Source organism: Cronobacter turicensis, from assembly GCF_041222865.1.
GTDB classification, from domain to species: Bacteria; Pseudomonadota; Gammaproteobacteria; order Enterobacterales; family Enterobacteriaceae; genus Cronobacter; species Cronobacter turicensis.
In genome coordinates this window covers 324,642-349,432 of the sequence record NZ_CP165997.1, presented here as the reverse complement: position 1 = coordinate 349,432, position 24,791 = coordinate 324,642, and the positions used below count along the sequence as shown (strand labels likewise).

Below are 24,791 nucleotides of genomic sequence, written 5' to 3'. Positions count from 1 at the left end.
GCGCCCTGTCTTTGGAGCCAGTTTAAAACAGAGGATAACCGCGCATGGTGCTTGGCAAACCGCAAACAGACCCGACTCTTGAATGGTTCTTGTCTCATTGCCACATTCATAAGTATCCATCTAAGAGCACGCTGATTCACCAGGGTGAAAAAGCGGAGACGCTGTATTACATCGTCAAAGGCTCAGTGGCAGTGCTGATCAAAGATGAAGAGGGCAAGGAGATGATCCTCTCGTACCTGAATCAGGGAGACTTCATCGGCGAACTGGGTTTGTTCGAGGAAGGTCAGGAACGCAGCGCCTGGGTTCGCGCTAAAACTGCCTGTGAAGTGGCTGAAATCTCCTACAAAAAATTCCGTCAGCTGATTCAGGTTAACCCGGATATTCTGATGCGTCTCTCCTCGCAGATGGCTCGCCGCCTGCAAGTCACCTCAGAGAAAGTGGGCAACCTCGCCTTCCTGGACGTGACCGGCCGCATCGCTCAGACGCTGCTGAACCTGGCGAAACAGCCGGACGCGATGACCCATCCGGACGGAATGCAGATTAAAATCACGCGTCAGGAAATCGGCCAGATTGTCGGCTGCTCCCGCGAAACCGTTGGCCGCATTCTGAAAATGCTCGAAGATCAGAACCTGATCTCCGCCCACGGTAAAACTATTGTGGTTTACGGTACCCGCTAAAAAATCAAAAAACGGCGTGTCGCTTCGGTAACACGCCGTTTTTGTATCTATACTTCTCCCCTATGTGGCGTCGTCTTATCTATCACCCTGAAATTAATTACGCTTTACGGCAAACGCTGATCTTAAGCCTGCCGGTGGCGGTCGGGTTGATGCTGGGCCATCTCCAACAAGGGTTGCTGTTTTCACTCGTCCCCGCCTGCTGCAATATTGCCGGTCTCGATACCCCGCACAAACGCTTCTTCAAACGCTTGATCATCGGCGCCTCGCTGTTTGCGCTGAGCAGCCTGGCGGTACAGTTTCTGCTGTTACAGGCCATCCCGCTGCCGCTTATTCTGCTGATGCTGGCGCTGCTGCTGGGCGTGACGGCGGAGATAAGCCCCCTGCATGCGCGCCTGCTGCCCGCGTCGCTTATCGCGGCCATCTTCACGTTAAGCCTCGCCGGGAATATGCCCGTCTGGGAGCCGATGCTGCTCTACGTTCTCGGCACGCTCTGGTATGGCGCGTTTAACGGTTTCTGGTTCTGGCTGTGGCGTGAACAGCCGCTGCGTGAATCGTTAAGCCTGATTTATAAAAGCCTCGCCGACTACTGCGAAGCGAAATACAGCCTGCTGACGCGCCACACAGAACCGGAACAGGCGCTGCCGCCGCTACTGGTGCATCAGCAAAAAGTGGTGGATCAGATAAGCCAGTGCTATCAGCAGCTACAGATGCTGTCGGCGACCAAACAGAACGGCTACAAACGCCTGCTGCGCACGTTTCAGGTGGCGCTGGATCTTCAGGAGCATATTTCGGTCTCCCTGCATCAGCCGCGTGAAGTGCAAAAGCTGGTGGAGCGCAGCCACGCCGAAGCGGTGCTGCGCTGGACGGCCCAGACCGTCGCCACGCGCCTGCGCACGCTCTCTGACGATATTCTCTACCACCGCTACTCGTACCGCTTCTCAATGGATAAGCAGATTGAGGCGCTGGCGAAAATCGCCCGTCAGCATCCGGACAACCCGGTCGGCCAGTTTTGCGAATACCATTTCAGCCGTATCGCCCGCGTGCTACGCACCCAGCGCCCGCTCTACGCCCGTGACCTGATGGACAGCGGCCAGCGCCGCCTGCCGCTGCTGCGGGCGTTGAAAAGCTATCTGTCGTTGAAATCCGCGGCGCTGCGCACCGCCGCGCGTCTGGGCGTAATGCTGGCGGCGGCGGGCCTGTTAGGGAGCGCGTTCAATTTACCGAAGCCGTACTGGATCCTGATGACGGTGCTCTTCGTCACGCAAAACGGCTATGGCGCGACACGGGTGCGCATCCTGCACCGGGCGGGCGGCACGCTGGCGGGGCTGATTATCGCGGGCATCACGCTGCACCTGAATGTGCCGCAGGGCTATACCCTGCTCGGCATGTTGCTGGTGACCTTAATCAGTTATCTGATAATCCGGCGGCACTACGGCTGGGCGATGATTGGCTTTACCGTCACGGCGGTCTATTCGCTGCAAATCCTGACGCTCAACGGCGAGCAGTACATCGTGGCGCGCCTGATAGACACGCTGTCCGGCTGCCTTATCGCGTTCGGCGGCATGGTCTGGCTCTGGCCCCAGTGGCAGAGCGGCCTGCTGCGCCAGAACGCGCATGACGCGCTGGAGGCCGACCAGGAGGCGCTGCGCCTGATCCTGAGCGACGATCCGCAGCCCGGCCCGCTGGCGTGGCAGCGGATGCAGGTCAACCAGGCGCACAACGCGCTCTATAACTCGCTCAATCAGGCCATGCAGGAGCCGGGCTTTAACAGTCGTTATCTGGAGGATATGCGTCTGTGGGTCACGCACAGTCAGTTTATCGTCGAGCACATCAACGCGATAACGACGATGGCGCGCGAGCAAACCACGCTGACGCCGGAGACGGCGGCGCGCTACTTACAGGCTTGTGAAATTGCGCTACAGCGCTGCCAGCAGCGGCTGGAGCATGACGCGCCGGGCGACACGCAAAACGAGGCGGTACTGGAGGGCGAAGAGGTCTTGCCGGAAGGGGCGCCGGGCGTAATGGAGCATCATCTGCTGCGCATTCTCGATCATCTGCGCACCATGCACACCATCTCTTCCGTGGCGTGGCGCCAGCGCCCGCATCACGGTATCTGGCTCAGGCGACGCCTGAGCCAGTCACGCTGATTAACCGTTAACCACGCGTGCGACGGCGCGCGCGAAACGGGCCATCCCTTCGTCGATATCGGCACTCTCCACCAGCAGCGACGGCGCGAGACGCATCACGTCCGGCCCGGCGTTCAGCACCATCACGCCTTCCGCCGCGGCGGCGTACAAGAAATCGCGGGCGCGCCCGTGGAAGGCTGGGGTCAGCTCGGCGCCAATCAGCAGGCCCATGCCGCGAATATCGCTGAACAGTCCATACTGCTCGCCGATGCGCTGAAGGTGCTGCACGAACTGCTCGCGTTTTTGCGCCACGCCGTCCAGCACCTCCGGGGTGTTGATAATATCAAACGCTTCGCCCGCCACCGCGCAGGCGAGCGGGTTGCCGCCGTAGGTGGAGCCGTGCGAACCCACATGAAACGCCGAGGCGACATCATGCGTGGTGAGCATCGCGCTGACCGGGAAACCGCCGCCCAGCGCTTTGGCGCTGGTCAGGATGTCCGGCGTCACGCCGTAATGCATGTAAGCAAACAGCTTGCCGCTGCGGCCCATGCCGCACTGTACTTCGTCGAACACCAGCAGCGCCTGATGGCGGTCGCACAGCTCGCGCAGGCCGCGCAAAAATTCCGGCGTCGCGGCGGTCACCCCGCCCTCGCCTTGCACCGGCTCGACCACCACCGCGCAAGTGTGGTCGTCCATCACCGCTTTGACCGCATCGAGATCGTTGAACGGCACATGGATGATATCAGCGGGTTTCGGGCCGAAGCCGTCGGAGTATTTCGCCTGGCCGCCCACGGAGACGGTAAACAGCGAACGTCCGTGAAAGGCATTATAAAACGCGATGATTTTCGTTTTGTACGGGCTGTGACGTGTGATGGCGTAATGGCGGGCCAGCTTGAACGCGGTTTCATTGGCTTCGGTGCCGGAGTTCATGAACACCACGCGCTCGGCGAACGTGGCGTCCACCAGCTTTTGGCCCAGGCGCAGCGCGGGCTCGTTGGTAAAGACGTTGCTAGTGTGCCAGAGCGTTTCGCCCTGCGCTTTCAGCGCCTCCACCAGCCGCGGGTGGCAGTGGCCGAGCGCCGTCACCGCGATACCGCCCGCGAAATCGACATACTCTTTGCCCTGCTGATCCCAGACGCGGCTGCCCTTGCCTTTCACCGGGATAAATTCAGCCGGTGCATAAATCGGCAGGATCACTTCATCGAAGGTGGCGCGCGTAATTGCTGTTTTTTCAGTTGCCATTTCATGCCCATCCAGTAAATGTGCCATCGCACATGAAAAGATAAGCACAAAATATGAATAAAAAATCACTGAAAGGCAATAAAAATTCAGCGCGAAAGGAAGTTCGCCAGGAGCTGATGGCCCTGCTCGCTGAGAATGCTTTCCGGGTGAAACTGCACGCCTTCAAGCGCAAGGTGGCGATGGCGAATGCCCATGATTTCGCCCGCCTCTGTCCAGGCGGTGATTTCAAACGCCGCAGGGAGCGTGGCGCGGTCGATAATCAGCGAGTGATAGCGAGTCACGGTCAGCGGGTTATTAAGCCCGGAAAAAACACCGTTATTGTTATGTGAAATCACCGAGGTTTTGCCGTGCATGACCTTTTCAGCCCGCACAACGGACGCGCCGAAGGCCTGCCCGATGGCCTGATGCCCGAGGCAAACGCCGAGGATCGGCAGGCGACCGGCAAAACGCCGGATCGCCGCCAGTGAAATACCGGCTTCATTCGGCGTGCAGGGACCGGGGGAAATCACCAGCTGCGCCGGGGCGAGCGCCTCGATATCCTCACACGTCAGTTCATCGTTGCGCCTGACCACCACCTCCGCGCCCAGCTCGCTGAAATACTGAAACAGGTTCCAGGTGAAAGAATCGTAGTTGTCGATAAGCAGTAACATGGCGGCTCCGTAAAAAAGAACCGCGTCAGTTTACTCGTTTTCCCGCGCGTCGCTCACTACGCTCGTGAAGATTTTCTCAAGCGGCGCCAGGTCGCCCATCGCGCCCGCCTGGTTGGCGGCGCGCCACGCGTCGACATCCACACCGCGCCAGTCCAGGCTGTAGCCCGCATGCAGCGCCAGCTGTTCGAAGAAGACGCGCTGGGCGCGGCCTGTACCGATACGAAACGGATGCAGCACGTTGATTTCGCAGTAGTAGTGCGAAAGACGCGCGACAAACGCCTCCGGCTCCAGACCGATGAGATAGTCTTCATCTTCCAGCGCCTGCATCAGCGCGTTACCTTCTTTCTCCAGATATTCAAAGTGCGCGAAGCGGGTTTCGCCCTGGTAGATGTCTACCTCGCGCAGCTCGCCCGCCCACTCATAGAGATCCTGAAACAGCTGGCGGTGAATGGCGCACAGATGCGGCAGCCCGCGCTGCACAGGGCCCAGTTCCAGCGTCGCCGCGCGCAGCGAGGTGAGTTCGCGCTCGGCATGTTGCAGATCCTGCGCGGCGTGAATGTTCAGCCGGTTGCGCAGCACATCGCTGCCGGACCAGAAGTAAGGGTCGCGCCCGTCGCCAAATTTATCGCTCATAGTGCCCCCTCAGCTCTTCAATGCGCGCCAGCGCTTCTTCGCGGGATAAGGTCACCAGAGGCACCTCAATGCCTTCCAGCCGGTTGCTGGCCTGGAAGTTCTGATTCTTTTGCGCGTCCCAGAGTCGAGACTTTTGTTTATCGGTGAGTTTTCTGGACATTTTGCCTCCCTGAACGTAACCCCGTGTGCCACAAGTATAAGCAGCAATGGGCCGGTTTGCCGGGAGGAGACGCGACGCGGGCCATGTAGCCCGCGTGCGCAAGAAGATTACGGCAGGACTTTCGCGGAGAGGATCACAACCGGTTTGGACGGGACATTCTGGTACGGGCCGACGTCGTGGGTCTGCACCTGGGCGATTTTATCCGCCACGTCCATGCCTTTAACCACTTTACCGAAAACAGCGTAGCCGAAATCGCGCTGGCCATGGTTCAGGAAGGCGTTATCCGCCACGTTGATAAAGAACTGGCTGGTGGCGCTGTCTTTATCGGCGGTGCGCGCCATCGCGATGGTCCCGCGCGCGTTGGGCAGGCCGTTATCCGCCTCGTTTTTCACCGGCGCGTTGGTTGGTTTCTGCTGCATATCCGCGGTAAAACCGCCGCCCTGCACCATAAAGCCTGGGATCACGCGGTGGAAAATCGTGTTGTTGTAAAAACCGCTGTTGACGTAATCAACGAAGTTTTTCACTGATGCCGGCGCTTTCTGGCTGTTCAGCTCCAGCTCAATATTTCCCGCAGAGGTCGTCAGCAGAACATGCGGGTCGCCTTTTGCCGCCAGCGCGGCAGGAGAAAGGGCAGAGAGAGCAAATACAGCCGCAACAGCCGCCAGAGTGGATTTGAGCATGAAGAATTCCTTACGAAGGAGAAAAAAGCGAGTGGGTCGATTCTAAATAGCGATCGCATGCGGTGCCAGAGATTTACCTGGTTTTACGTACCAGCGCGCAGCGAAAAAGCGCTCATCGGATCTGCTACGTAAAATTGTGTGAGCCGCGTCATATAAAATATGTCGTTTTACACAGCATGTGATCAATGAATGTTTTCTTGGATCACAATACCACCTAGAATGCCTGGGTTCCCGGCGCCGTCAACGCGCTTTACACTTCTATTCACAGGCCAGTCATGACTAACAGCAATCGTATTAAGCTCACATGGATCAGCTTTTTTTCCTACGCCCTTACCGGCGCGTTGGTAATCGTCACCGGGATGGTGATGGGTAATATCGCAGAGTATTTCAAACTGCCCGTATCCAGCATGAGCAACACCTTTACGTTCCTGAATGCCGGGATTTTGATCTCTATCTTTTTGAATGCCTGGCTGATGGAAATCGTGCCGCTGAAAACCCAGCTGCGCTTTGGTTTTGTGTTGATGGTGCTGGCCGTGGTGGCGCTGATGTTCAGCCAGAGCCTGATGCTCTTCTCCGCCGCCATGTTTGTGCTTGGCCTGGTCAGCGGGATCACGATGTCGATCGGGACGTTCCTGATTACTCATATGTATGAAGGCCGTCAGCGCGGCTCCCGCCTGCTGTTTACCGACTCCTTCTTCAGCATGGCCGGGATGATCTTCCCGATGGTCGCCGCCTTCCTGCTGGCGCGCAGCATTGAGTGGTACTGGGTGTACGCCTGCATCGGTCTGGTCTATGTCGCAATTTTCATCCTGACGTTCGGCTGCGATTTCCCGGTACTCGGCAAACATGCCCCGCAGGAAAACAAGCCGGTAGCAAAAGAGAAATGGGGCGTGGGCGTGCTGTTCCTCTCCATCGCCGCGCTCTGCTACATTCTGGGTCAGCTCGGTTTTATCGGCTGGGTGCCGGAATATGCCACCAAAGGCCTCGGCATGAACCTCAACGACGCCGGTACGCTGGTGAGTAACTTCTGGATGTCTTATATGGTCGGCATGTGGGTCTTCAGCTTCGTGCTGCGCTTCTTTGATTTGCAGCGCATCCTGACCGTGCTGGCAGGTCTCGCGACGGTGCTGATGTACTTCTTTATCACCAGCAAGCCGGAACATATGGCGTGGTTCATTCTGGCGCTGGGCTTCTTCTCCAGCGCGATTTACACCACCATCATTACGCTCGGCTCGCAACAGACCAAAGTCTCCTCGCCGAAACTGGTTAACTTCATTCTGACCTGCGGCACCGTCGGCACCATGCTGACCTTTATCGTGACCGGCCCGATTGTGGCGAATCACGGCCCGCAGGCGGCGCTGTTTACCGCCAACGGCCTCTACGCCGTCGTGTTCGTGATGTGCTTCGCGCTGGGCTTTGTCAGCCGTCATCGCCAGCACGCGAAAGCCGCGGCAGCGCATTAAGTTTTGCCTGTCCCTTCCCGGCCGGGAAGGGACATTTTCTCTTATCTTTTCCCCGTCGTTTTTCTCCTCACGATTGCCCTTTCTTGCCACGCATTATCCTGTTCACACCGTAAATGGTTCTGGTGAAAATTCACTCCACCGCGGTTCAAAAAACAGACACTCGCGAAATCCTAATCAATTCCAGCACTTAGAAAAACCTACAAAAATCAAGGAAATACCCATTAAGGGGTATATAAAGATGTAATTGATTTACATCAATAAGCGGGGGTGCTGAATCGTTAAGGTAGGCGGTAATAGAAAAGAAATCGAGGCAAAAATGAGCAAAGTCAGACTCGCTATTATCGGTAACGGCATGGTTGGTCACCGCTTTATCGAAGACCTTCTCGATAAAGCCGATCCAGGCCATTTCGACATCACCGTTTTCTGTGAGGAGCCGCGCATCGCCTATGACCGCGTGCACCTCTCCTCTTACTTCTCCCATCACACCGCTGAAGAGCTGTCGCTGGTCCGCGAAGGCTACTACGACAAGCACGGCGTGAAAGTGCTGGTGGGCGAGCGTGCGATCACCATTAACCGCCAGGAGAAAGTGATCCACTCCAGCGCCGGGCGCACCGTCTTCTACGACAAACTGATCATGGCGACGGGCTCCTACCCGTGGATCCCGCCGATTAAAGGCTCCGAAACCCAGGACTGCTTCGTTTACCGCACCATCGAAGATCTGAACGCGATTGAAGCCTGCGCGCGTCGCAGCAAACGCGGCGCGGTCGTCGGCGGCGGTCTGCTCGGTCTGGAAGCCGCGGGCGCGCTGAAAAACTTAGGCGTCGAAACCCACGTCATCGAATTCGCGCCGATGCTGATGGCGGAACAGCTCGACCAGATGGGCGGCGAGCAGCTGCGCCGTAAGATTGAAAGCATGGGCGTGAGAGTTCACACCAGCAAAAACACCCAGGAGATTGTCCAGCAGGGCACTGAAGCGCGTAAAACCATGCGCTTTGCCGACGGCAGCGAGCTGGAAGTCGACTTCATCGTCTTCTCCACCGGCATCCGTCCGCGCGACAAACTGGCGAAACAGTGCGATCTCGAGATTGCGCCGCGCGGCGGCATCATGATTAACGACCAGTGCCAGACCTCCGACCCGGATATCTACGCTATCGGCGAATGCGCCAGCTGGAACAGCCGCGTGTATGGCCTTGTCGCACCGGGCTACAAAATGGCGCAGGTGGCGGTCGACCACATTCTCGGCAACGCGGGCAACCAGTTTGAAGGCGCGGACCTCAGCGCCAAACTGAAGCTGCTGGGCGTTGACGTCGGCGGCATCGGCGACGCGCATGGCCGCACGCCGAAATCACGCAGCTACGTGTTCCTCGACGAAAGCAAAGAGATCTACAAACGCCTTATCGTCAGCGAGGACAACAAAACGCTGCTCGGCGCGGTGCTGGTGGGCGACACCAGCGATTACGGCAACCTGCTGCAACTGGTGTTGAACGGCATCGAGCTGCCGGAAAATCCGGATTCGCTGATCCTCCCGGCGCACGCAGGCCAGGGCAAACCGTCTATCGGCGTCGATAAACTGCCGGACAGCGCGCAGATTTGCTCCTGCTTCGACGTAACCAAAGGGGCGCTGATCGCCGCCATCAACAAAGGTTGTCATACCGTCGCGGCGCTGAAAGCTGAAACCAAAGCTGGCACCGGCTGCGGCGGCTGCATCCCGCTGGTGACTCAGGTGCTGAACGCCGAACTGGCGAAACAGGGCATCGAAGTGAACAACAACCTGTGCGAGCACTTCGCGTTCTCCCGCCAGGAGCTGTATCACCTCATCCGCGTGGAAGGCATTAAATCGTTCGACGAACTGCTGGCGAAATATGGCAAAGGCTACGGCTGCGAAGTCTGTAAGCCGACCGTCGGCTCGCTGCTGGCGTCCTGCTGGAATGAGTACATTCTCAAGCCGCAGCACACGCCGCTACAGGATACTAACGACAACTTCCTGGCGAATATCCAGAAAGATGGCACTTACTCCGTGATCCCGCGCTCTGCTGGCGGCGAAATCACCCCGGAAGGGCTAATGGAAGTGGGCCGTATCGCCCGCGAATTTAACCTCTACACCAAAATCACCGGCTCCCAGCGCATCGGCCTGTTCGGCGCACAGAAAGACGACCTGCCGGAAATCTGGCGTCAGCTGATTGCCGCAGGCTTCGAAACCGGCCACGCCTATGCCAAAGCGCTGCGCATGGCGAAAACCTGCGTCGGCAGTACCTGGTGCCGTTACGGCGTCGGCGACAGCGTGGGCTTCGGCGTTGAGCTGGAAAACCGCTACAAAGGCATCCGCACGCCGCACAAAATGAAATTCGGCGTCTCCGGCTGTACGCGTGAATGCGCCGAGGCGCAGGGCAAAGATGTCGGTATTATCGCCACCGAAAAAGGCTGGAACCTCTATGTCTGCGGCAACGGCGGCATGAAACCGCGCCACGCTGATTTGCTGGCGGCGGATCTCGATAAAGAGACCCTGGTGCGCTATCTCGACCGCTTCATGATGTTCTACATCCGCACCGCGGACAAACTGACCCGTACCGCGCCGTGGCTGGACAACATGGAAGGCGGCATCGACTACCTGAAACGCGTCATCATCGACGACAAACTGGGCCTGAACAGCCAGCTGGAAGCCGAAATGGCGCGTCTGCGCGAAGCGGTAATTTGCGAGTGGACCGAAACGGTCAACGATCCGCAGGCGCAGGGCCGCTTTAAACACTTCGTGAACAGCGATCGCCGCGACCCGAACGTGCAGGTGGTGCCGGAGCGCCAGCAGCACCGTCCGGCCACGCCGTATGAGCGCATCCCTGTCACCTTCGTGGAGGAAACCGTATGAGTCAGTGGAACACGATTTGTTCGCTCGATGAGATTATCCCGGCGACCGGCGTTTGCGCGCTGGTCGGCAAAAACCAGGTGGCGATTTTCCGCCCGCGCGCGAATGACGAGGTTTACGCCATCAGCAACATCGACCCGTTCTTTGAGGCCAGCGTGTTGTCGCGCGGCATCATCGCCGAACATCAGGGCGATTTATGGGTGGCGAGCCCGCTGAAAAAGCAGCGCTTCCGCCTGCGCGATGGGCTGTGTATGGAAGATGAAAGCCGTTCAGTGGCGCACTTTGAGGCGCGCGTGAAGGAGGGTCAGGTACAGGTGAAGGCGTAACGCAAAAAGGCAGGCGGGTGGCGCTTCGCTTACCCGCCCCGGATGCCGGTCTTCTGACACCCCAGGGTGGATAAGCGCAGCGCATCCATCCCGGTTTTCAAATAGCAATAACCGCCCTTCGCAAAGGGCGTTGTAAAGCAGAGAGGCTCAAGCCTCCGCTTATGAAAAGCGTCATCGGCGTTTGCATTACAGGGACGCCCGTTACGGACAACAACAATTACGCGCGCAACAAACAGCGCGCCGCTCTGAATCACCTTTTTCGTTTCTTAATTTTTTACTTTCACTCACTTTTTAGGATAACCACTATGTTTACCGACACGATCAATAAGTGCGCGGCCAATGCGGCCCGCATCGCTCGCCTCTCGGCAAATAATCCTCTGGGCTTCTGGGTCAGCTCCGCGATGGCGGGCGCTTACGTCGGGCTCGGCATTATTTTAATTTTCACCCTCGGCAATCTGCTTGACCCTTCCGTTCGCCCGCTGGTGATGGGCGCCACGTTCGGCATCGCGCTGACTCTGGTTATCATCGCCGGTTCCGAGCTTTTCACCGGCCACACGATGTTTCTGACGCTCGGCGTCAAAGCGGGCACCATCAGCCATGGTCAGATGTGGGCAATCCTCCCGCAGACCTGGCTTGGCAATCTGGTCGGCTCGGTGTTTGTCGCGCTGCTTTACAGCTGGGGCGGCGGCAGCCTGCTGCCGGTCGACACCAGCCTCGTCCATACCGTCGCGCTCGCAAAAACCAGCGCGCCGGCGATGGCGCTGTTCTTTAAAGGCGCGCTGTGCAACTGGCTGGTGTGTCTCGCTATCTGGATGGCGATCCGCACCGAAGGGGCGGCGAAATTTATCGCCATCTGGTGGTGTCTGCTGGCCTTTATCGCTTCGGGCTATGAGCACTCCGTCGCTAACATGACGCTGTTCGCGCTCTCCTGGTTTGGTCATCACAACGAGGCTTTCACGCTTAGTGGTATCGGCCATAACCTCTTGTGGGTAACCCTCGGCAATACCCTCTCTGGCGCCGTGTTCATGGGTTTGGGTTACTGGTATGCTACCCCGAAAGCGGAGCGCCCGCAGCCTGCCGCCCACACCGCACCAGAAACCGCCCGTTAAGCCCGATAAGAAGGATACGCCGTGGATCACCTGCCGATATTTTGTCAGTTACGTCATCGCGCCTGCCTGCTGGTCGGCGGCGGCGATGTCGCAGAACGTAAGGCGCGTCTGCTGCTGGAGGCAGGCGCTGCGCTTACGGTCAACGCGCTCGCGTTCGCGCCGCAGTTTGAAGCCTGGGCTGAACAGGGCATGCTGCGCCTGGCGCAGGGCGAGTTTGACGCCACGCTTCTTGATGAGTGCTGGCTGGTGATCGCCGCGACGGATGACGACGCGGTGAATAATCAGGTCAGCGAGGCTGCCGAAGCGCGGCGTATCTTCTGCAACGTGGTGGATGCGCCGAAACAGGCGAGCTTCATCATGCCGTCGATTATCGACCGCTCGCCGCTGATGGTGGCCGTCTCTTCCGGCGGCACGTCACCGGTGCTGGCGCGCCTGCTGCGTGAAAAGCTCGAAGCGCTGCTTCCGCAGCACCTCGGCAAGGTCGCCGGTTATGCCGGGCAACTGCGCCGTCGCGTGAAGCAAACCTTCGCCTCTGTCAGTGAGCGCCGCCGCTTCTGGGAAAAATTCTTCGTGAACGACCGCCTCGCGCAGTCGCTTGCCAATGACGATGAACAGGCCGTCGCCCGTATTACCGAAACGCTGCTGAGCGAACCGCTTGATGACCGCGGCGAAGTCGTGCTGGTAGGCGCCGGGCCTGGCGATCCGGGTTTGCTGACGCTCAAAGGGCTCCAGCAGATCCAGCAGGCGGATATCGTGGTCTACGACCGCCTGGTGTCCGATGAGATTATGAATCTGGTGCGCCGCGACGCCGATCGCGTGTTTGTCGGCAAACGTGCGGGCTATCACTGCGTGCCGCAGGAGGAGATCAACCAGATCCTGCTGCGCGAAGCCCAGCGCGGCAAACGCGTTGTGCGCCTGAAAGGCGGCGATCCGTTTATCTTCGGGCGCGGCGGCGAGGAGCTGGAAACGCTCTGCGACGCAGGCATTCCTTTCTCCGTGGTACCTGGCATCACCGCGGCGTCGGGCTGTTCAGCCTACGCCGGGCTGCCGCTGACCCACCGCGATTACGCCCAGAGCGTGCGTCTGGTCACCGGGCATCTGAAAAACGGCGGTGAGTTTGACTGGCATAATCTCGCCGCGGAAAAACAGACGCTGGTGTTCTACATGGGGTTAAACCAGGCCGCGGCTATTCAGGAAAAACTCATCGAACACGGTATGGATCCACAGATGCCGGTGGCGCTGGTCGAAAATGGCACCAGCGTAAAACAACGCGTCGTTACCGGTGTTCTGACCGAGCTTGGCGCGCTGGCGCAGCGTGTGGAAAGCCCAAGCCTGATTATCGTCGGCCGCGTTGTGGCGCTACGCGATAAGCTCAACTGGTTCTCGTCTAAATAATCTCTTCTCAGGCCAGCGCCGCTGGCCTCAAAATTTCTTTCCTTATTTTTCAAACACATAACAAATAAATATATTACATATCGCTAACATACAGCGATTTTGTGATCTGCCTCGCCAATACTATTCATCATGTGTTGTTATATTGGTTATGCGTCATCTCATTATGAAAACAGCCTGACGGCATTCCACAACCCCTATACCGGGTCGTGCGGCCTCCTGCTGCCTTCATCCGGGCGACGCGCTCTGAATCCTACAACCCTGTTCAATACTAAAAAGGTAACGATATGGAAGGCCAGGAACTCCAACGCAAGCTCGGCTTCTGGGCCGTGCTGGCCATTTCCGTCGGAACGACCGTCGGTTCCGGTATTTTCGTTTCGGTTGGTGAAGTGGCGAAAGCGGCAGGCACGCCGTGGCTCACGGTGCTCGCTTTTGTGATTGGCGGTTTGATTGTGATCCCGCAGATGTGCGTTTACGCGGAGCTCTCTACCGCTTACCCCGAGAATGGCGCAGATTACGTGTATCTCAAAAATGCCGGCAGCCGCCCGCTGGCGTTTCTTTCCGGCTGGGCCAGCTTCTGGGCCAACGACGCGCCGTCGCTCTCCATTATGGCGCTCGCCATCGTCAGTAATTTCGGTTTTCTGGTGCCGCTCGATCCGCTCACCGGCAAGCTTGTCGCCACCGGGCTGATCCTCGCCTTTATGCTGCTGCACCTGCGCTCGGTGGAGGGCGGCGCCACATTCCAGACGCTGATTACCATCGCCAAAATCATTCCTTTCGCGATTGTGATTGGCATCGGCGTTTTCTGGCTGAAGGGCGATAACTTCACGGCGCCTGCCAGCAGCGCCACCACCAGCACGGCGGCAGGCATTATGGCGCTGCTGGCGGGCATCTCGGCCACCAGCTGGTCCTACACCGGTATGGCATCCATCTGCTACATGACCGGCGAAATCAAAAACCCCGGCAAAACCATGCCGCGGGCGCTGATTGGCTCCTGCCTGCTGGTGCTGGTGCTCTACTCGCTACTGGCGCTGGTTATCTCCGGGCTGATGCCGTTTGACAAGCTCGCCGCCTCCGAAACGCCGATTTCCGACGCGCTGACCTACATTCCGGCGCTCGGCAGCGTGGCGGGCGTGTTTGTCGCCATTACCGCCATGATCGTTATTCTGGGTTCGCTCTCCAGCTGCGTGATGTACCAGCCGCGCCTCGAATACGCGATGGCGAAAGACAATCTCTTTTTCAAATGTTTCGGCCACGTGCACCCGAAGTACAACACGCCGGATGTCTCCATCATTTTGCAGTGCGCGCTGGGCATTTTCTTCATCTTCGTGTCAGACCTCACCAGCCTGCTCGGCTATTTCACGCTGGTGATGTGCTTTAAAAACACGCTCACCTTCGGCTCCATCATCTGGTGTCGCAAACGAGAGGACTACAAACCGCTGTGGCGCACGCCGGCCTTCGGCCTGATGACCTTCGCCGCCATCGCGTCAAGCCTGATTCTGGTCGCTTCCACCTTCGTGTGGGCGCCGGTTCCCGGCCTTATCTGCGCCCTGATTGTTATTGCCACCGGCCTGCCCGCTTACGTCTTCTGGGAAAAGCGCAACCGCCGTCTGGCTCATGTTTCTTAACCCTGTCTGGAGAGTTGTTTCATGCTGAATATCGATAAAAGCACCGTGGATTTCCTGGTCACCGAAAATATGGTTCAGGAAGTGGAGAAGATTCTGGAGAAGGATGTGCCCCGCGTGCACGCCATCGTGGATGAGATGATCAACCGCGGCATCGACCGCATCTATTTCGTCGCCTGCGGCTCGCCGCTTAACGCGGCGCAGACGGCGAAGCACCTGGCGGACCGTTACTCGAGCCTTCAGGTTTACGCGCTTTCCGGCTGGGAGTTCTGCGACAACACGCCGCACCGCCTCGATGCGAAATGCGCGGTGATTGGCGTCTCCGACTATGGCAAAACCGAAGAAGTGATCAAAGCGCTGGCGCTGGGCGCCGCCTGCGGCGCGCTGACCGCCGCGTTCACCAAGCGCCCGGACAGCCCGATTGTACAGGCCGCCGAACATGTGGTGGCGTATGAAGCTGACTGCATCTGGGAAATCCACCTGCTGCTCTGCTACAGCGTGGTGCTGGAGATGATCACCCGCCAGGCGCCGCACGCCGAGATCGGCAAAATCAAAAACGACTTGCGCAAGCTGCCGCAGGCGCTGGGCCATCTGGTGCGCACCTGGGAAGACAAGGGTCGCCAGCTCGGCGAGCAGGCGTCGCAGTGGCCGATGATCTACACCGTCTCCGCGGGCCCGCTGCGTCCGCTTGGCTACAAAGAAGGGATCGTGACGCTGATGGAGTTCACCTGGACGCACGGTTCGGTGATTGAGAGCGGCGAATTCCGCCACGGGCCGCTGGAGATAGTCGAGCCGGGCGTGCCGTTCCTCTTCCTGCTTGGCAATGATGAGAGCCGCCACACCACCGAGCGCGCTATCCGCTTTGTGCGCGAGCGTACCGATAACGTCATCGTTATCGACTACGCGGAGATTTCCCAGGGGCTGCACCCGTGGCTCGCGCCGTTCCTGATGTTCGTGCCGATGGAGTGGCTCTGCTACTACCTCTCCATCTACAAAGACCACAACCCGGACGACCGTCGCTACTACGGCGGCATTGTCGAGTATTAATCCCCTGCCCGGCCTCTGCGGGGGGCCGGGACATTCATGCAAGGAGAAGGGTTATGAAAACGGGTATGTTTACCTGCGGGCATCAGCGACTGCCGCTGGAGCACGCCTTTCGCGACGCGCACGAACTGGGCTATGACGGGCTGGAGCTGTGGGGCGGCAGGCCGCACGCGTTTGCGCCGGATCTTAAAGCAGGCGGCATTCGCCAGGTGAAAGAACTGTCGCGCGTTTATCAGATGCCGATCATCGGCTACACGCCGGAAACCAACGGCTATCCCTATAACATGATGCTGGGCGACGAGCGGATGCGCCGCGAAAGCCTCGACATGATCAAGCTCGCCATGGAGATGGCCAAAGAGATGGACGCGGGCTTTACAATGATCTCCGCCGCCCACGCGGGCTACCTCACCGGGCCTGACGCTATCTGGCACCGCCTCGCCGATAACCTGCGCGAGCTGTGCGAGGTCGCCGAAGATATCGGCATCGACCTGCTGCTGGAGCCGCTCACGCCTTATGAATCCAACGTCGTGTGCAACGCTAACGACGTGTTGCGGGCGCTCTCAATGGTGCCGTCGCCGCGCCTCTACAGCATGGTGGACATCTGCGCGCCGTTTGTGCAGGGCGAGCCGGTGATGAGTTACTTCGACAAGCTCGGCGATAAGCTGCGCCATCTGCATATCGTCGACAGCGATGGCGCAAGCGACAGCCACTACATCCCCGGCGAAGGCAAAATGCCGCTGCGTGAGCTGATGCGCGACATCATCGATCGCGGCTACAACGGCTATTGCACTATTGAGCTGGTCACCATGTACATGAACGAGCCGCGGCTTTACGCCCGCCAGGCGCTGGCGCGCTTTCGCGACCTGCTGCCAGAGGAGGCGCTATGAAAAAACTGGCGACGGTCGGCGATAACTGCGTGGATATCTACCCGCAGCTTGGCAAGGCGTTTTCCGGCGGCAACGCGGTTAATGTGGCGGTTTACAGCACCCGCTACGGGATGCAACCCGCCTGCGTCAGTTGGGTGGGCGATGACGACTATGGCGACATGCTGAAGCAGGACCTGGCGCGCCACGGCATCGATATCTCGCATCTGCGCACCAGACCGGGCGTCACGGCGCAGACCCAGGTGGAGCTTAGCCATAATGACCGCATTCTTGGCGACTACACCGAGGGCGTGATGGCGGACTTTATGGTCAGCGACGAGGATCTGCGCTGGCTGATGGGGTTCGATATCATTCACTCCGCCATCTGGGGCCATGCCGACGCTGTCTTTCCGGCGCTCCACGCCGCCGGGAAAACCCTGTCGTTTGATTTTGCCGACAAATGGGAAAGCCCGCTGTGGCGCACGCTGCCGGCGCATCTCGATTATGCGTTTGCCTCCGCGCACGATGAGACGCCCTGGCTGCGCGACCGCCTGCAAACGGTGGTGGAATGCGGCGCAGGCGTCGCCGTCGCCACGCTCGGCGAGAACGGCAGCCTGGCGTGGGATGGCGCGCGGTTCTGGCGCATGCCGCCGGAGCAGGTCGAGGTAGTTGATACCATGGGCGCCGGGGATTCATACATCGCCGGTTTCCTCTGCGCTATCGCCGCCGGACTGCCGCTGGTCGATGCGATGAAACAGGGTACGCAGTGCGCGGCGAGAACACTCGGCTATCACGGCGCCTGGTAAGGTCTGCGTTGGCGTGACGCAACTCACGCCAACGCCCTGTCACTCCTCAATAAACGCTCTTATAATCATCCCCACGTTTTCTACAACTTCAGGGTCGATACATGCCAGCTACGGAGCGCTACTCTCATCAACTCCTTTATGCCACCGTCCGCCAGCGTCTGCTTGATGATATCGGGCATGGCGTGTACCAGCCCGGGCAGCAGATCCCCACTGAAAGCGAGTTGTGTACGCTCTACAACGTCAGCCGCATCACCATTCGCAAGGCGATTAGCGATCTGGTGAAAGATGGCGTCCTGATCCGCTGGCAGGGTAAAGGCACGTTTGTGCAGAGTAAGAAAGTAGAAAACGCCCTGCTGACCGTGAGCGGCTTTACCGATTTCGGCGTATCGCAGGGCAAACCCACCAAAGAAGAAGTGATTGAACAGGCGCGCGTCAGCGCCGATCCGTTCTGCGAACGCCTGAATATTCCGGGCGGCGGCGAGATATTCCTGCTGCGCCGGGTGATGTATCTCGATGGCGAACCGCTGTTTATCGATGCCTCGTGGATCCCGCTCTCCCGCTACCCGCAGTTTGACGAGATCTACAGCGCAGGCGCATCGACCTATCAGCTGTTTCAGGAGCGCTTCGATACGCAGGTGGTGAGCGATAAAAAAACCATCGATATTTTTACCGCCACCAAAGCCGAGGCGCAGTGGCTGAAATGCGAACTGGGCGAGCCGCTGTTTCGCATCAGCAAAATCGCGTACGACCAGCATCAAAAACCCGTACACTATTCCGAGTTGTTCTGCCGCGCTAACCGCGTCACTTTGACCATCGACAACCAGCGGCGCTGAACGACAGCGCCCGCGCGGTTTTTCCTGTCCTGCAAGTCCTGTTACTGACGTTGACTTCCCCTGCCTGAAATCGCATAAAGTCGTCCCGTTATGAAGCGTCGAAAAAGACATTCATATCAATCACTCAGGATATTTAATTAATAGGGATGCACAATGAAACACGTCATAAAACTCGCGATGCTGGCCGCCGTACTCTCCTCACTGACCGCCTGTACCGGTCATATCGAAAATAAAAATAAAACCTGCAGCTACGACTATCTGCTTCACCCGGCGATTTCGATTTCGAAAATAATTGGCGGCTGCGGTCCGGCGGCGGAGCAGTAATGCGCCTGCGCTAAGCAATAAAAAACCACCTCCTGAGAGGTGGTTTCAACGCGATACGTAAAACCGGGCTTACCCGGTTTTTTATTACGGCTGCGCTACAAAACCGATGGCTTCATACACGTTCTTCAGCGTTTCGCCAGCGTGCGCGCGGGCTTTTTCGGCCCCTTCTTTCATCACGCTTTGCAGGAAGGCTTCGTCGTTGCGATAACGGTGATAGCGCTCCTGAAGCTCGGTGAGCATGCCGGAGACGGCATCCGCCACTTCGCCTTTCAGGTGACCATACATTTTGCCTTCGAAATGCTGCTCCAGTTCCGGGATGCTCTGACCGGTCACGGCGGAAAGGATATCCAGCAGGTTAGAGACGCCCGCTTTGTTCGCCACGTCGTAGCGCACCACCGGCGGCTCGTCGGAATCGGTTACCGCGCGTTTGATTTTCTTCACGACGGATTTCGGATCTTCCAGCAGGCCGATAACGTTATTGCGGTTGTCATCCGACTTGGACATCTTTTTGGTCGGCTCCAGCAGTGACATCACGCGCGCGCCCGATTTCGGGATGAACGGCTCCGGCACGCGGAAAATGTCGCCGTAGATGGCGTTGAAGCGCTGCGCGATATCGCGGCTCAGCTCCAGGTGCTGTTTCTGATCTTCGCCCACCGGCACCAGGTTGGTCTGGTACAGCAGGATATCCGCCGCCATCAGCACCGGGTAATCAAACAGGCCGGCGTTGATGTTTTCCGCATAGCGCGCGGATTTATCTTTGAACTGCGTCATGCGGCTCAGTTCGCCGAAATAGGTGTAGCAGTTCAGCGCCCAACCCAGTTGCGCGTGCTCCGGCACGTGAGACTGAACGAAGATGGTGCTCTTTTTCGGGTCGATGCCGCAGGCGAGGTAAAGCGCCAGCGTATCCAGCGTGGCTTTGCGCAGCGCAGCCGGGTCCTGACGCACAGTGATGGCATGCTGATCCACGATGCAGTAGATGCAGTGGTAGTCGTCCTGCATGTTAACCCACTGACGCAGCGCACCCATGTAGTTACCGATGGTCAGTTCTCCGGATGGCTGCGCGCCACTAAAAACGATGGGCTTACTCATTTTTCAATTCCTGATTGTCACTGTGGGGGAGCCCGAACGCGGGCAGTAAGTCGCGGAAATGGTCAAAGACGAAATCCGGGTTGCTTAACGTTATCGCTTCGCCGTAGTTATAGCCATAGCTCAGACCGACGCTTGCGCAACCCGCGGCCTGCGCCGCCTGAATATCATTGCGTGAATCGCCCACGAAGAGCAACTCCTGCGCCGTAACCCGCAACGCGTCCATAACCTTCAGAAGCGGTTCCGGATGCGGTTTTTTATTCTGCACATCATCGCCGCCGATAATAATGCTGAAATAGTCTGCGATACCGAGCGATTCCAGCATGGGCGCTACGAACGGCGTCGGCTTATTGGTCACCAGCCCCAGCGCGAGCCCATGACGGCGCAGCGCGTCGAGCGTCTGCGCTACCTCCGGGAACAGCGCGCTACCGGCCTCGACAGCCTCGCCATAATAGCGGTCAAACAGACGGCGCATCATGCGGCGCTGTTCTTCTTCCGGAATGCCGTCGGTTTCCACAGGCTTGCCCGCGGCGGCGCGAAGCGCAGCTTTCTCCTGACGCGCCCAGCTCAGCGCGCGCTCAACAAGCACATCGGCGCCGTTGCCAATCCAGGTAATAACCCGCGCGTCGCCCGCGGTCGGCAGTTCCAGCGCATAAAGCGCGTTATCCACGGCGTATGTCAGCCCTGGCGCGCTGTCCACCAGCGTGCCGTCGAGATCGAAGGCGACGGCGCGGATCGTTTGCAGCTTATCCATGAGAAACCTTCGCCAGCTCGCTACGCATATCGTTGATGACGTTCTGGTAATCCGGCTCGTTGAAGATAGCGGAGCCCGCGACAAACATGTCGGCGCCCGCCGCGGCGATAGCGCCGATATTGCTGACCTTCACGCCGCCGTCCACTTCCAGCCGGATGTCGCGCCCGGAGGCGTCGATGCGCTGACGCACTTCTTTGAGCTTCTCCAGCGTCTGCGGAATAAACGACTGACCGCCGAAGCCGGGGTTGACTGACATCAGCAGAATAACGTCCAGTTTATCCATCACATAGTCGAGATAGCTCAGCGGCGTCGCCGGGTTAAAGACCAGGCCCGCTTTGCAGCCGTGCTCTTTGATCAGTTGCAGCGAACGGTCGATATGCTCGGAGGCTTCCGGGTGGAATGTAATGATGCTGGCGCCCGCGTCGGCGAAATCGGGGATCAGGCGATCCACGGGTTTCACCATCAGATGCACGTCGATCGGCGCGGTAATGCCGTAATCGCGCAGCGCCTTCAGCACCATCGGCCCGATGGTGAGGTTGGGCACATAATGGTTATCCATAACATCGAAATGGACGACGTCGGCACCGGCGGCCAGCACCCGGGCGGTGTCTTCACCCAGCCGGGCAAAGTCGGCCGACAGAATCGAGGGGGCAATCAAATACTGTTTCATCCGCTTCTCCATTAAGTCTTGTGTGTATGGCGGACGGAACTCACTCAGGCTTCGTAAAGCGCCAGCAGTTCGTCCACCTTTCTGCGCGTGCCGCCATTGCTGCTGATGCTGCGTCTTACCCGCACCTTATGCAGCTTCGCCTGCTGATACCACTGGCGGGTCAGCTCGGTATCGTGGTTAGAGATGAGCACCGGAATGCGCTGGGTTTGCAGCCCTTCCGCCAGTTGCGCCAGATGCTGCTGCTGTTCGAGATTAAAGCTGTTCGTATGATAAGCCGTAAAATTCGCGGTGGCGGAAAGCGGCGCGTAAGGCGGATCGCAATAGACCACCGCGCTGTTTTCCTGCTGCGCCCGCGCCATGCTGGCGTCATAGGATTCGCAGATAAACAGCGCGTTCTGGGCGCGCTCCGCAAAATGATACAGCTCCGTCTCCGGGAAATAGGGCTTTTTATAGCGACCAAACGGCACGTTGAACTCGCCGCGCAAATTGTAGCGGCACAGCCCGTTGTAACCGTGGCGGTTGAGATACAGGAAGAGCAGCGCCCGGCGGAACTCATCCCGACTCTGATTAAACTCTTCGCGTAACTGATAATACACCTCGGCCTGATTATGCTCGGCGGTAAACAGCAGACGCGCTTCGCTGACATAATCGTCAGTTTTATCTTTCACCGTGGTGTAGAGGCTTATCAGATCGCTATTGATGTCTGATAACACATAGCGCGAATAGTCGGTGTTAAGAAAAACCGACCCCGCGCCGACGAAGGGCTCGATAAGACACTCCCCTTCAGGGAGATGACGTTTGATCTCTTCGAGCAGGGGGTATTTCCCCCCTGCCCATTTAAGAAAAGCGCGATATTTTTTCATGCTGCCTGATTAATTCATACCTTCCCACGCTGTGGAGGAGGCTCCGACAGCATACTGCGCTTTACTCATTACTTCAGATCGGCCTGGACCTGGTGAATCGGCTTAGCCCACGGGTTTTTCGCCTGCACGTCGGCTGGCAGCGAAGAGACGGCGCGTTTCGCTTCCTCTTTCGAGCCATAAACGCCGCTCACCAGCACATACCACGGCTGACCGTTACGGGTCGTCTGGTATACCACGAAGTTTTTCAGATTCTCTTTCTTCGCCCACGCGTTCAGATTGTTGTAGTTCGAAGAACTGCTCAGCTGAAGCGTATAGTGGCTGCCCGGCGCGGATTTCAGCGCGCCGACGTTACCGGCACTCGCCCCACCCGCCGGAGCGGAAGGCTGGCTCGCCGCAGGCGCGCTTTTCGGCGCTTCCGTGGTGGTCGCAGGCGCTTTCACCGGCGCAGAGGCGGTACCGGTCGCCGGTTCGCTGCGCTTCGGCGTGCTGGCCGGTTTCTGTTCGGTGGTTGCGGTTTTCGCTGGCGCCTGCTGCGGTTTGCTCTGGGTGGTCTGCGCTTTACGCGGTTCAGACTCAATCACCATTTGCTTACGCTCAGGGCGCGAAGGTGTGGTTGCGGCGTTATGACGCGCAGGCTTCTCGCTTTGCGCGGCGTCACGCGACGGCTGCGGCGCGGCGGCGTTGCCATTAACCGGCGCAACGGTCGCGGGCTCGGTCGGCAGCGTAGAGCCGGACACCGCGTTATCAATCTGGCCCTGCTGCTGCGTCAGCGCATTGTTCAGATCGCCCGGGACTTCGACACGCTGCTGGCCTTCCGGCGCAGACTGCGCCCCAGCCTGAGTCGGGGTCGAAGAAACCGGCGGCAGAGAGATATCCTGCGGCGCGTTGCTGGTGTTCTGATTCGCGGCAGAGGTGTTGCCCGGCTGCGGCTGCGCGCCGTTAGCCTGGTCTGACGGGCTGCCGGCGTTACCCGCGAGATCGATATTCTTCTCGGCGTTTTGCGCCTGCGCATCGTCGGTTTTCGTGGTGTCCGGGCCTTTCAGCGCTGAACCGATGCCGATAATCAGCAGCACCAGCACAAAAATACCGAGCGCCATCATCAGATGCTGGCGAGAAATGGGCCCTTTCGGCGGCGCTTTTTTACGCTTGCGCGGGCGGCGTTCCTGCACGTCTTCCTCATCCGGCAGCGATTCATCCGCTTCGTAAGTCTCTTGCGTCTGCTCGCGACGCGAGCGCGACGGACGACGATCGTCTGCATCCAGATCAACGTCATCAATGTTGATTTGCGGTTCGTTATCAAACTCAGCAGATTTACGAGAACGACCAGTACGACGATCGCTGGGATCGGGTTTCAGCTCGTCTTCTGGTTTGAATTCATCCATTTAACACCCCACTCGAAGGCTCATTGCGGCCTGCGCCACGCTATTGCCCGATAGTAAAAACGCCATTACTGGCGAACAGTACTTTTCATTCACGCCTGCTGACAGTCAGCAATCGCGCTTAATACCAGATCGTGCGGCACTCCGCCGCGCACTTCACTCTTCCCGATAGCCAGCGGCAGCACTAAGCGCAGCTCGCCAGCCAGAACTTTTTTATCGCGCATCATGTGCGGCAGATACGCCTGCGGCGCCATAGACGCAGGGCCGGTGACCGGCAGACCTGCGCGCCTGAGCAGCGTGATAATGCGCTCGACATCCTGCGTCGCAAACTGGCCGAGACGCTCTGCGGCGCGCGCCGCCATGACCATGCCCGCGGATACCGCTTCGCCATGCAGCCAGTTGCCGTAACCCATTTCCGCTTCGATCGCGTGCCCAAAAGTATGGCCCAGGTTCAGCAATGCGCGCATGCCGCTTTCGCGCTCGTCCGCCGCGACGACATCGGCTTTGATCTCGCAACAGCGGCGAATGCAGTACGCCATCGCCGCGCCGTCGAGAGCCAGCAGCGCGTCGATGTTCTCTTCCAGCCAGTGGAAGAAATCGCGGTCAAGGATGATGCCATATTTGATAACTTCCGCGAGCCCGGAGGCGAGCTCACGCGCAGGCAGGGTTTGTAGACAGTCGAGATCGACCACCACTGAGGCGGGCTGCCAGAAGGCGCCTATCATGTTTTTGCCAAGCGGATGGTTAACGGCCGTTTTGCCGCCAACGGAGGAATCGACCTGAGAAAGCAACGTGGTCGGCACCTGGATGAAGCGCACGCCGCGCTGATAGCACGCCGCGGCAAAGCCAGTGAGATCGCCGATGACGCCGCCGCCCAGCGCGATAAGCGTGGTATCGCGGCCATGCGGTTTTTCCAGCAGCGCGCTGAATACGGTTTCCAGCACGGCCAGGCTTTTATACTGCTCGCCGTCGGGCAAAATCACCTGGTCAACCTTCACGCCAGCCTGTTCCAGCGCAGAGCGGACTTTGTCCAGCCACAGCGGCGCCAGCGTTTCATTGGTGACCAACATGGTCTGGTCACCCGCACGCAAAGGCCAAAAGGAAGCCGGATCGTTGAACAATCCGGCTGCGATGGTGATAGGGTAACTACGTTCCCCGAGAGTAACCGTTAACCTCTCCATGACGTTCAGTAACCTTCTGTGCTTTACCCGCAGGTGAGTAAGGAT

The 24,791-nt window shown here is 58.7% G+C and carries 24 protein-coding genes; 13 read left to right on the top strand and 11 right to left on the bottom strand.

All coding sequences use genetic code 11. The features are described 5' to 3' along the window. Positions 1-44: 44 nt before the first annotated feature. Both crp and AB8W27_RS01600 read left to right on the top strand, forming a co-directional pair. Positions 45-677, top strand: coding sequence for a cAMP-activated global transcriptional regulator CRP (gene crp, locus AB8W27_RS01605; RefSeq protein ID WP_000242758.1), 633 nt, complete (start codon positions 45-47; stop codon positions 675-677). Between the two features lie 62 nt (positions 678-739). Next, positions 740-2,824 (top strand): YccS/YhfK family putative transporter, encoded by a 2,085-nt coding sequence (locus AB8W27_RS01600; protein ID WP_015742724.1) that lies wholly within the window; start codon positions 740-742, stop codon positions 2,822-2,824. On the opposite strand, the gene AB8W27_RS01595 is transcribed toward AB8W27_RS01600, so the two are convergent. The 5 genes from AB8W27_RS01595 to ppiA form a co-directional block, all read right to left on the bottom strand. Further along, a complete protein-coding gene (locus tag AB8W27_RS01595) occupies positions 2,825-4,045 on the bottom strand; it encodes an aspartate aminotransferase family protein (RefSeq protein WP_015742725.1) in 1,221 nt (406 codons plus the stop codon). A gap of 86 nt (positions 4,046-4,131) precedes the next feature. After that, complete coding sequence (locus AB8W27_RS01590) at positions 4,132-4,695, bottom strand: aminodeoxychorismate synthase component II (protein ID WP_015742726.1); 564 nt, start codon at positions 4,693-4,695, stop codon at positions 4,132-4,134. A 30-nt stretch (positions 4,696-4,725) separates the two neighbouring features. Next, on the bottom strand, positions 4,726-5,328 hold the full coding sequence (locus tag AB8W27_RS01585) for a putative adenosine monophosphate-protein transferase Fic (protein ID WP_015742727.1): 603 nt from the start codon (positions 5,326-5,328) through the stop codon (positions 4,726-4,728). Then, positions 5,318-5,488: a YhfG family protein gene (locus AB8W27_RS01580; protein ID WP_007702581.1), complete on the bottom strand. Its 171-nt coding sequence runs from the start codon at positions 5,486-5,488 to the stop codon at positions 5,318-5,320. Before AB8W27_RS01580 ends, AB8W27_RS01585 begins: the two co-directional genes overlap by 11 nt. 107 nt (positions 5,489-5,595) lie before the next feature. Next, entirely contained in the window at positions 5,596-6,168 is a 573-nt protein-coding gene (ppiA, locus tag AB8W27_RS01575) for a peptidylprolyl isomerase A (protein WP_007702586.1), read from the bottom strand. A gap of 275 nt (positions 6,169-6,443) precedes the next feature. Between ppiA and tsgA the strand changes: the two genes are divergently transcribed. The 11 genes from tsgA to AB8W27_RS01520 all read left to right on the top strand — a co-directional run bounded on the left by tsgA (position 6,444) and on the right by AB8W27_RS01520 (position 18,813). Continuing rightward, on the top strand, positions 6,444-7,631 hold the full coding sequence (tsgA, locus tag AB8W27_RS01570; RefSeq protein ID WP_015742729.1) for an MFS transporter TsgA: 1,188 nt from the start codon (positions 6,444-6,446) through the stop codon (positions 7,629-7,631). A gap of 316 nt (positions 7,632-7,947) precedes the next feature. Beyond that, the gene (gene nirB / locus AB8W27_RS01565) at positions 7,948-10,494 is read left to right on the top strand and encodes a nitrite reductase large subunit NirB (protein ID WP_015742730.1); all 2,547 of its coding nucleotides are present in this window, start codon (positions 7,948-7,950) and stop codon (positions 10,492-10,494) included. After that, positions 10,491-10,817: a nitrite reductase small subunit NirD gene (nirD, locus tag AB8W27_RS01560; RefSeq protein ID WP_015742731.1), complete on the top strand. Its 327-nt coding sequence runs from the start codon at positions 10,491-10,493 to the stop codon at positions 10,815-10,817. The genes nirB and nirD overlap by 4 nt, the downstream gene beginning before the upstream one ends. A gap of 305 nt (positions 10,818-11,122) precedes the next feature. Further along, positions 11,123-11,926, top strand: coding sequence for a nitrite transporter NirC (gene nirC, locus AB8W27_RS01555; RefSeq protein WP_041924216.1), 804 nt, complete (start codon positions 11,123-11,125; stop codon positions 11,924-11,926). A gap of 21 nt (positions 11,927-11,947) precedes the next feature. Next, positions 11,948-13,321, top strand: coding sequence for a siroheme synthase CysG (cysG, locus tag AB8W27_RS01550; RefSeq protein ID WP_015742733.1), 1,374 nt, complete (start codon positions 11,948-11,950; stop codon positions 13,319-13,321). 284 nt (positions 13,322-13,605) lie between these two features. Then, a complete protein-coding gene (gene frlA, locus AB8W27_RS01545) occupies positions 13,606-14,946 on the top strand; it encodes a fructoselysine/psicoselysine transporter FrlA (protein WP_015742734.1) in 1,341 nt (446 codons plus the stop codon). Between the two features lie 21 nt (positions 14,947-14,967). Beyond that, positions 14,968-15,990, top strand: a complete 1,023-nt coding sequence (gene frlB / locus AB8W27_RS01540) for a fructoselysine 6-phosphate deglycase (protein ID WP_041923994.1) — start codon at positions 14,968-14,970, stop codon at positions 15,988-15,990. Positions 15,991-16,043: 53 nt separating this feature from the next. Beyond that, positions 16,044-16,874 (top strand): fructoselysine 3-epimerase, encoded by an 831-nt coding sequence (gene frlC / locus AB8W27_RS01535; RefSeq protein WP_041923995.1) that lies wholly within the window; start codon positions 16,044-16,046, stop codon positions 16,872-16,874. Beyond that, the gene (gene frlD, locus AB8W27_RS01530; RefSeq protein WP_015742737.1) at positions 16,871-17,656 is read left to right on the top strand and encodes a fructoselysine 6-kinase; all 786 of its coding nucleotides are present in this window, start codon (positions 16,871-16,873) and stop codon (positions 17,654-17,656) included. Before frlC ends, frlD begins: the two co-directional genes overlap by 4 nt. A 101-nt stretch (positions 17,657-17,757) precedes the next feature. Next, positions 17,758-18,489: a GntR family transcriptional regulator gene (locus tag AB8W27_RS01525; protein ID WP_015742738.1), complete on the top strand. Its 732-nt coding sequence runs from the start codon at positions 17,758-17,760 to the stop codon at positions 18,487-18,489. 153 nt (positions 18,490-18,642) lie between these two features. After that, positions 18,643-18,813: a YhfL family protein gene (locus AB8W27_RS01520; protein ID WP_015742739.1), complete on the top strand. Its 171-nt coding sequence runs from the start codon at positions 18,643-18,645 to the stop codon at positions 18,811-18,813. A gap of 84 nt (positions 18,814-18,897) precedes the next feature. Here AB8W27_RS01520 and trpS read toward each other — a convergent pair whose 3' ends face one another. The 6 genes from trpS to aroB form a co-directional block, all read right to left on the bottom strand. Further along, positions 18,898-19,902: a tryptophan--tRNA ligase gene (gene trpS, locus AB8W27_RS01515; protein ID WP_007702643.1), complete on the bottom strand. Its 1,005-nt coding sequence runs from the start codon at positions 19,900-19,902 to the stop codon at positions 18,898-18,900. Beyond that, positions 19,895-20,653, bottom strand: a complete 759-nt coding sequence (gene gph / locus AB8W27_RS01510; protein ID WP_015742740.1) for a phosphoglycolate phosphatase — start codon at positions 20,651-20,653, stop codon at positions 19,895-19,897. The genes trpS and gph overlap by 8 nt, the downstream gene beginning before the upstream one ends. Beyond that, a complete protein-coding gene (rpe, locus tag AB8W27_RS01505; protein WP_015742741.1) occupies positions 20,646-21,323 on the bottom strand; it encodes a ribulose-phosphate 3-epimerase in 678 nt (225 codons plus the stop codon). Before rpe ends, gph begins: the two co-directional genes overlap by 8 nt. Positions 21,324-21,367: 44 nt before the next feature. Further along, positions 21,368-22,186, bottom strand: a complete 819-nt coding sequence (gene dam / locus AB8W27_RS01500) for an adenine-specific DNA-methyltransferase (protein WP_007764890.1) — start codon at positions 22,184-22,186, stop codon at positions 21,368-21,370. Between the two features lie 68 nt (positions 22,187-22,254). Then, on the bottom strand, positions 22,255-23,568 hold the full coding sequence (gene damX, locus AB8W27_RS01495) for a cell division protein DamX (protein ID WP_015742742.1): 1,314 nt from the start codon (positions 23,566-23,568) through the stop codon (positions 22,255-22,257). 89 nt (positions 23,569-23,657) lie between these two features. Continuing rightward, positions 23,658-24,746, bottom strand: coding sequence for a 3-dehydroquinate synthase (gene aroB, locus AB8W27_RS01490; protein ID WP_015742743.1), 1,089 nt, complete (start codon positions 24,744-24,746; stop codon positions 23,658-23,660). Positions 24,747-24,791: the final 45 nt, after the last annotated feature.

Bases quoted from the DNA above. Each gene is read 5' to 3' on its own strand.
- damX (WP_015742742.1), bottom strand. From the start codon at position 23,568: ATGGATGAATTCAAACCAGAAGACGAGCTGAAACCCGATCCCAGCGAT.
- AB8W27_RS01585 (WP_015742727.1), bottom strand. From the start codon at position 5,328: ATGAGCGATAAATTTGGCGACGGGCGCGACCCTTACTTCTGGTCCGGC.
- nirB (WP_015742730.1), top strand. From the start codon at position 7,948: ATGAGCAAAGTCAGACTCGCTATTATCGGTAACGGCATGGTTGGTCAC.
- dam (WP_007764890.1), bottom strand. From the start codon at position 22,186: ATGAAAAAATATCGCGCTTTTCTTAAATGGGCAGGGGGGAAATACCCC.
- frlB (WP_041923994.1), top strand. From the start codon at position 14,968: ATGCTGAATATCGATAAAAGCACCGTGGATTTCCTGGTCACCGAAAAT.
- nirC (WP_041924216.1), top strand. From the start codon at position 11,123: ATGTTTACCGACACGATCAATAAGTGCGCGGCCAATGCGGCCCGCATC.
- AB8W27_RS01580 (WP_007702581.1), bottom strand. From the start codon at position 5,488: ATGTCCAGAAAACTCACCGATAAACAAAAGTCTCGACTCTGGGACGCG.
- frlD (WP_015742737.1), top strand. From the start codon at position 16,871: ATGAAAAAACTGGCGACGGTCGGCGATAACTGCGTGGATATCTACCCG.
- rpe (WP_015742741.1), bottom strand. From the start codon at position 21,323: ATGAAACAGTATTTGATTGCCCCCTCGATTCTGTCGGCCGACTTTGCC.
- trpS (WP_007702643.1), bottom strand. From the start codon at position 19,902: ATGAGTAAGCCCATCGTTTTTAGTGGCGCGCAGCCATCCGGAGAACTG.
- AB8W27_RS01525 (WP_015742738.1), top strand. From the start codon at position 17,758: ATGCCAGCTACGGAGCGCTACTCTCATCAACTCCTTTATGCCACCGTC.
- aroB (WP_015742743.1), bottom strand. From the start codon at position 24,746: ATGGAGAGGTTAACGGTTACTCTCGGGGAACGTAGTTACCCTATCACC.
- AB8W27_RS01520 (WP_015742739.1), top strand. From the start codon at position 18,643: ATGAAACACGTCATAAAACTCGCGATGCTGGCCGCCGTACTCTCCTCA.
- frlC (WP_041923995.1), top strand. From the start codon at position 16,044: ATGAAAACGGGTATGTTTACCTGCGGGCATCAGCGACTGCCGCTGGAG.
- AB8W27_RS01595 (WP_015742725.1), bottom strand. From the start codon at position 4,045: ATGGCAACTGAAAAAACAGCAATTACGCGCGCCACCTTCGATGAAGTG.
- tsgA (WP_015742729.1), top strand. From the start codon at position 6,444: ATGACTAACAGCAATCGTATTAAGCTCACATGGATCAGCTTTTTTTCC.
- crp (WP_000242758.1), top strand. From the start codon at position 45: ATGGTGCTTGGCAAACCGCAAACAGACCCGACTCTTGAATGGTTCTTG.
- nirD (WP_015742731.1), top strand. From the start codon at position 10,491: ATGAGTCAGTGGAACACGATTTGTTCGCTCGATGAGATTATCCCGGCG.
- AB8W27_RS01600 (WP_015742724.1), top strand. From the start codon at position 740: ATGTGGCGTCGTCTTATCTATCACCCTGAAATTAATTACGCTTTACGG.
- ppiA (WP_007702586.1), bottom strand. From the start codon at position 6,168: ATGCTCAAATCCACTCTGGCGGCTGTTGCGGCTGTATTTGCTCTCTCT.
- gph (WP_015742740.1), bottom strand. From the start codon at position 20,653: ATGGATAAGCTGCAAACGATCCGCGCCGTCGCCTTCGATCTCGACGGC.
- frlA (WP_015742734.1), top strand. From the start codon at position 13,606: ATGGAAGGCCAGGAACTCCAACGCAAGCTCGGCTTCTGGGCCGTGCTG.
- AB8W27_RS01590 (WP_015742726.1), bottom strand. From the start codon at position 4,695: ATGTTACTGCTTATCGACAACTACGATTCTTTCACCTGGAACCTGTTT.